General features: G+C 30.4%; 6 protein-coding genes. 2 read left to right on the top strand and 4 right to left on the bottom strand.

Annotated features, from left to right (window positions below):
- From AC8IGH_RS04820 to aptA, 4 genes are all read right to left on the bottom strand, one after another.
- A partial coding sequence (locus AC8IGH_RS04820) for a class I tRNA ligase family protein (protein WP_507419584.1) occupies positions 1-1,403 on the bottom strand: 1,403 nt, incomplete at its 3' end.
- A complete protein-coding gene (locus AC8IGH_RS04815; RefSeq protein WP_507419583.1) occupies positions 1,403-2,323 on the bottom strand; it encodes a bifunctional riboflavin kinase/FAD synthetase in 921 nt (306 codons plus the stop codon). The genes AC8IGH_RS04815 and AC8IGH_RS04820, both read right to left, overlap by 1 nt.
- On the bottom strand, positions 2,324-3,178 hold the full coding sequence (locus AC8IGH_RS04810) for a TIGR01459 family HAD-type hydrolase (protein ID WP_507419582.1): 855 nt from the start codon (positions 3,176-3,178) through the stop codon (positions 2,324-2,326).
- 10 nt (positions 3,179-3,188) lie between these two features.
- On the bottom strand, positions 3,189-4,550 hold the full coding sequence (aptA, locus tag AC8IGH_RS04805) for an omega-aminotransferase AptA (RefSeq protein ID WP_507419581.1): 1,362 nt from the start codon (positions 4,548-4,550) through the stop codon (positions 3,189-3,191).
- Between the two features lie 202 nt (positions 4,551-4,752).
- On the opposite strand from aptA, the gene groES reads away from it, so the two are divergent.
- Together groES and groL are read left to right on the top strand one after the other, a co-directional pair.
- Entirely contained in the window at positions 4,753-5,049 is a 297-nt protein-coding gene (gene groES / locus AC8IGH_RS04800; RefSeq protein WP_507419580.1) for a co-chaperone GroES, read from the top strand.
- Between the two features lie 26 nt (positions 5,050-5,075).
- Positions 5,076-6,712 (top strand): chaperonin GroEL (gene groL, locus AC8IGH_RS04795; protein ID WP_507419579.1); only part of this gene is annotated, 1,637 nt, incomplete at its 3' end.

The following is a 6,712-nucleotide window of genomic DNA, read 5'->3' as shown; positions in this document are numbered from 1 at the left end:
ACTCCCCAAACTCTTTGTCGAGAAACACACCAATCTGGTCTTGTTTCTATCATTGATCTTAATCTATTTTGTCCAACAGCTGGATAAAATTTTGTATTGCCAATTGCAGCAATAGATTTTTTTCTGAGATCATTTGTTTCCATCGATATAAACCATTGAGGTGTAGCTCTATGAACTAACGGTGCTTTAGATCTCCAAGAATGTGGATAGCTATGCTTCAGTTTACCTTTGCCTAACAATCTTGATAAATTATTCAACTCATTAATAATAATCTCATCTGCTTTAAAAATATGAGTGCCAGAAAATTTAATAATATTTTTTGTATAATATCCTTTATCATCGATTGTATCAAAGGCTTGTATATTATTGTTCAAACACAAATAGTAATCATCTGGTCCATGACTAGGTGCACAATGAACAATTCCTGTTCCCTGTTCTAAATTAACAAAATTAGCATCAAGCATAGGAACATCAAAAGTATAACCAATATCTTTGAAGGGATGATTGCAATTGATATTTTTTAATTCGGATCCTGAAAAACTTTCAATAATTTCATGTTTTGTAATTGCGCAATCTGCTAAAACTTTTTCTATTAATTTTTCTGCAACAATAATTTTTTCATTATTATTTATTTTAACAATAGAATAATTAATTTTATTATTAAAAGCTAAGGCTCTATTACAAGGAATAGTCCAAGGAGTTGTTGTCCAAATAACAACGTTGCAATTTAAAAATTTTTCAGGACCAGACTTAATTAAAAACTTTGAATAAATTGTATTAGAAGTATGATCATAATATTCAACCTCTGCATCAGCTAAAGCTGTCGATTCAACAACAGACCATAAAACTGGTTTAAAGCCTCTATATAATCCACCATTAATTATAAATTTACTAATTTCTCTTGTTATTTGAGCTTCTGAAGATTTACTCATGGTCGTATAATAATTCTCCCAGTCTCCATTTACTCCTAATCTATTAAATTCTTTTTTTTGAATTTCGATCCAACTTTTTGCAAATTCTCTACATTCTTTTCTGAATTCATTAGCAGGAACAGTGTCTTTATTTTTTCCTTTTTTTTTATATTCTTCTTCTACTTTCCATTCTATTGGCAACCCATGACAATCCCATCCTGGAACGTAAGGGGCATCTTTGCCTGTCATTTGATTAAATCTTACAACAATATCTTTTAAAATTTTATTTAATGCGGTTCCAATATGAATATGTCCGTTCGCATAAGGAGGTCCATCATGTAGAACAAATTTTTCTCGACCTTTACTGTTAGATCTTAATTCTTGATAAAGGTTAATTTGCTTCCAAAATTTAAGTATTTCAGGCTCTTTCGTAGGTAAATTTGCCTTCATAGGAAAAGAGGTAGCAGGAAGATTTATTTTAATTTCTGACATTATTTTTTGTTTAAACTAATTTTAGCTACTTTAATATCTTTCTTAATCTGACTAACCAGCATTGAACTATTTTTAAATTTTTTCTCTTTTCTAATAAAGTCAATGAACAAAACTTTGATATTTTTATTATAAAAATTATGATTTTTTTCAAAAACATTAACTTCTAAAACGGGACTTGAACCTCCAAATGTTGGTCTTACACCAAAATTAGCAATTCCATTATAGGAGTTTTGGTTAAAAATAATTTTAACAGAGTAAACACCAAACAGTGGGTTAATCTGATTAAATATTTTAATATTTGCCGTTGGAAACCCTATGCGCCTTCCATATTTTTTACCCCGAATAACTCTGCCGGAAATTGACCATGGCCTTCCCATGATTTTATTAGCAAGTTTAACTCTCCCAGTTTGTATTAAGGTTCTAATTTTTGATGAAGAAATTTTATAATTATTAAATTTTTTAAAATTAATTATAAAAATTTTAAAATTGTTATTATCTGATAATTTTTTTAAGAAAGATATATTACCTTTTCTTTTGAACCCGAATTTAAAATCTTTACCAATAAAAATACTATGAACTGCTAATTTTTTTAAAAGAATTATTTTAGCAAAATTATCATGACTTATTTTAGAAAAATTGCGATTAAAATTTTGTTTAATAAAAAAATCCGCACGAAATTTTTTTATAATATCTATCTTGTCATTAATATTTAAAATTTTATTATCAGTCTTATTAAAAAAATCTTTAGGTAAAGGATCAAATGTAAAAATGCCAAATTTTTTATTTACCTTACGCGAAAAAATATAAGCTTTTCTTAAAAGTTCCTGATGTCCTAAATGTACACCGTCAAAATTTCCTATTGCTAAAACAGAATTAAGGTATTTTTTATCAACTAGGTTAATATCGTTATAAATTTTCATTTACCAAACTAATTCGTTCTGAAAATAATTAATTTTAAAATCTTTATTTTTCTTAATTACAAATTTAATTAAATTTATATTATTTTTATTCCACTCAGATCTATGAATACCACCAGCTACAAATAAATTTTTAACTTTAAGATTATTAGCTCCTGCGATATCGGTATCTAAATTATCACCTATAACAAGAATTTTATTTTTATTTATATTTTTTTTATATTTTTTTTTAAGCGTCATAAAAATATATTTATAAAAATATTTATAGGGCTTACCAAAATACTTTACTTTGCCACCCATTTTTTCATATAATTTTGCAATTGATCCAGCGCAGTATTCTGCCCGACCGCCTCTGTGAACAATTAAATCTGGATTAGCACAAATCATTTTTAAATTTTTTTGTTTGATTTTCTTTAAAACAGTTAAGTATTTTTTAATACTATCTTTATTATTATTTACTCCAGTACAAACTACAAAGTCTGCATTATTTATTGAAGTTTTTTTTAGTCCTAAATTAAAAAATAAACTTTTATCTCTAACTGGGCCCAAATGATAAAAAGATTTATTTTTAGTAATATTCTTAAGGTAAAAGCGAGTTAAATCACCAGAAGTAAATAAATAATTATAAAATTTTTTACTAAAATTTATTTTATTTAAAAATTTTTCAACACTAACTCTGGGTCTTGGCGCATTAGAAATTAATACGATTGTCTTGCTTTTTTTTAAATTTTTTAGTGATTTTAATGCTTCAGGGTAACACTCAATGCCATTATGAATTACACCCCATAGATCAATAAAATAAATATCAAATTTTGAAAAAATTTTATTTAACCCGCTTAAAAAAACAGGATTATTCATAAATTTAAAATTATTGTGTAGAATTAATTGTTTTCTTTAATCTTTCTATGATTAAATCTATTTCTGTTTTTTCAATAATCAAAGGTGGGGATAAAGCAATAATATCTCCTGTAACCCTTACAAATAATCTTTGATCTTTGAAAGCTTCACAAAGAACATTGTACGCTCTTCTTGATGGCTTATCTGTAATAGACTCTAATTCTATTGCTCCTATTAATCCAAGATTTCTTATATCGATTATATGTTTAGTGCCCTTTAATGAATGCAAAGCATTTTCCCAATAGTTAGCAATTTCAGAAGCTCTAAATAATAAATTATCTTTTTTATAAACTTGCAGTGTTGCAATTGCAGCTGCGCACGCTAATGGGTGCGCTGAATAAGTATATCCATGAAAAAAATCTATTACTTTAGGATCTCCTTGCATAAAAACCTTATAAATTTTATCTGAAACAAAAGTTGCTGCCATCGGTACAGTTCCGCTGGTCAATCCTTTTGCTGTGGTCATTAAGTCAGGTTCAATATTAAAAAAGTCTGCGGCAAATGGTTTTCCTAACCTTCCAAAACCAGTGATCACTTCATCAAATATTAAAAGTATATTATTATCCGTGCAAATCTTTCTTAGTTTTTCCAAATAACCAACTGGTGGAATTAAAACTCCTGTTGAACCAGCAACTGGTTCAACAATAACTGCCGCAATATTAATTGCACCGTGTTTTTCAATTTGTTTTAACAAATCATCAGCAAGATGAGCTCCCCAAGCTGGTTGTCCTTTTGAATATGAGTTATGTTCTAAATTGTGCGTATGTGGAAGATGGTAAACTTCTGGTAAAAATCTCTCGAATTGTTTTTTATTATTAACTATTCCACCTACCGATAATCCACCAAAACCTGTTCCATGATAACCTCTTTCACGACCTATTAAAATTCTTTTTGATGGCTGTCCTATGGATCTAAAATACGCTAAAGCAATTTTTAAAGCTGTTTCAACTGCTTCTGAACCGGAATTACTATAAAAAACATGATTTAAATTTTCCGGAGAAATATCTGTTAATTTATTACTTAATTCAAAAGCTTTATAATGACCCGCTTGAAAGGAAGGAACAAAATCTAACTCAGCGGCTTGTTCTTGGATTGCTTTTACAATTTCTTCTCTATTATGTCCTGCATTACAGCACCATAAACCTGCAACTGCATCTAAAACTTTATCTCCACTAGGAGTGTAATAGTACATACCTTTAGATTTTGAAACTATTCTTGGATCTTTTTTAAAGTCTTGATTTGCAGTAAATGGCATCCAAAATGCCTCTAAATCATTAGGTTTATAATTATTTTTTTGCTTTTTATTTTTAGTTAAGTCTTGGTTTAGCGTCATAAGAGCTGTACTTTATAAAGTATAATTTTGGATGTTCCATATAAATCAAATCAAAAAAAGCTAATAAAATATAGTGTTTTAGCTATTTTATTGTAATATCCACCCCTTGAAATTTAATAGATCAAGCATCATATAGCATCGGGTACATTATTGTACGAAGTTATATTTTGATTAACAACTAATTTTACGGAGAATTAAATTAATGAACTTTAGACCTTTACACGATCGCGTTCTTGTTCAACCTTTAGATGGAGAAGAAAAAACAGCAGGTGGAATAATTATACCAGATACTGCCAAAGAAAAACCTTCTGAGGGAAAAGTTATTGCTGTTGGACCTGGAGCAAAAACTGAAGATGGAAAAATTTTACCAATGGAAGTTAAAATTGGAGACTTGGTTCTATTTGGAAAATGGTCGGGAACTGAAGTTAAGATTGACGGAGTAGAATATAGCATCATGAAAGAGTCTGACATCATGGGCATCATGTCTAAGAAAAAATAATTAAAATATAAACAAGGAGAAAAAAAATGGCAGGTAAAATTGTAAGATTTGATACAGATGCAAGAAATGCAATGCTTAAAGGTGTTGATATACTTGCAAATGCAGTGAAGGTAACATTAGGACCTAAAGGGCGAAATGTAGTTATAGATAAGTCGTTCGGTGCGCCTAGAATAACTAAAGATGGAGTTACTGTCGCAAAAGAAATTGAGCTTGAGGATAAATTTGAAAACATGGGAGCTCAAATGGTTAAAGAAGTTGCTAGCAAAACTAATGAAGAAGCTGGTGACGGTACAACAACTGCAACAGTTTTAGCGCAAGCAATCGCAAGAGAAGGCTGTAAATATGTTGCTGCTGGAATGAATCCAATGGATTTAAAAAGAGGAATTGATTTAGCAGTAGAAACAGTAATTACTAGAATTAAAGAAAGTTCAAAAAAAGTAAAAACTAGTGAAGAAATTGCTCAAGTTGGAACTATCTCTGCAAATGGTGAAAAAGAAATTGGAGACATGATTGCAAAAGCAATGCAAAAAGTTGGTAACGAAGGCGTTATCACTGTTGAAGAAGCTAAAGGTCTTTCAACAGAACTTGATGTAGTTGAAGGTATGCAATTTGATAGAGGTTATCTGTCTCCATACTTTATTACTAATGCAGATAAAATGATCGCGGAATTAGAAGATCCATTAATTTTTATCACAGAAAAAAAATTAACTAACCTACAACCTATGGTTCCTCTATTGGAATCTGTTGTTCAATCTAGCCGACCATTTTTAATTATAGCTGAAGATGTAGAGGGAGAAGCTCTTGCAACTTTAGTTGTGAATAAATTAAGAGGTGGTTTAAAAGTCGTAGCAGTTAAGGCTCCTGGCTTTGGTGATAGAAGAAAATCAATGTTAGAAGATATTGCTATCTTAACTGGTGGACAGGTTATATCCGACGATCTTGGTATTAAACTTGAAAATGTTAAGTTGAAAGATCTTGGTCAGTGTAAAAAAATCAGAGTTGATAAAGACAACACAACTATCGTTGATGGAGCAGGTAAAAAATCAGAGATAGAGGCAAGATGTGGTCAAATTAGAAAACAAATTGAAGAAACTACTTCTGACTACGATAAAGAAAAACTACAAGAAAGATTAGCTAAGCTTGCGGGTGGTGTTGCTATTATTAAAGTTGGTGGCGCTACAGAAGTAGAAGTTAAAGAGCGAAAAGATAGAGTAGAGGATGCGCTTAACGCTACTAGAGCAGCTGTACAAGAAGGTGTAGTTGTTGGTGGTGGATGTGCATTACTATATGCATCTGAAGCTCTAAACAATTTAAAGCCAAAAGGTGATGACCAAAAAGCTGGTGTTGAAATAATTAGAAAAGCCTTACAATATCCAATAAGACAAATCACAAGCAATGCTGGAGTTGATGGATCAGTAATTGTTGGAAAACTTATAGAGGGCAAAAAACCTTCTCAAGGTTATGACGCTCAAAGTGGTGAATATTGCGATATGTTTGCAAAAGGTATTATCGACCCAACTAAAGTTGTAAGAACAGCTCTTCAAGATGCCTCTTCAATAGCAGGTCTACTTATTACAACTGAAGCCATGATTGCTGACAAACCTGAAGATAAAAATTCTAATTCTGGTGGCGGTGGAATGCCAGGCGGAATGGGTGGTATGGG

Source organism: Candidatus Allofontibacter sp. (assembly GCF_038145245.1).
GTDB lineage: Bacteria > Pseudomonadota > Alphaproteobacteria > Pelagibacterales > Pelagibacteraceae > Fontibacterium.
The sequence above is the reverse complement of the archived record's forward strand: the minus strand, read 5'-3'. Positions and strand labels throughout refer to the sequence as shown.

Coding starts and splice junctions, on each gene's coding strand:
- AC8IGH_RS04815 (WP_507419583.1), bottom strand. CDS start 2,323: ATGAAAATTTATAACGATATTAACCTAGTTGATAAAAAATACCTTAAT.
- AC8IGH_RS04810 (WP_507419582.1), bottom strand. CDS start 3,178: ATGAATAATCCTGTTTTTTTAAGCGGGTTAAATAAAATTTTTTCAAAA.
- aptA (WP_507419581.1), bottom strand. CDS start 4,550: ATGACGCTAAACCAAGACTTAACTAAAAATAAAAAGCAAAAAAATAAT.
- groES (WP_507419580.1), top strand. CDS start 4,753: ATGAACTTTAGACCTTTACACGATCGCGTTCTTGTTCAACCTTTAGAT.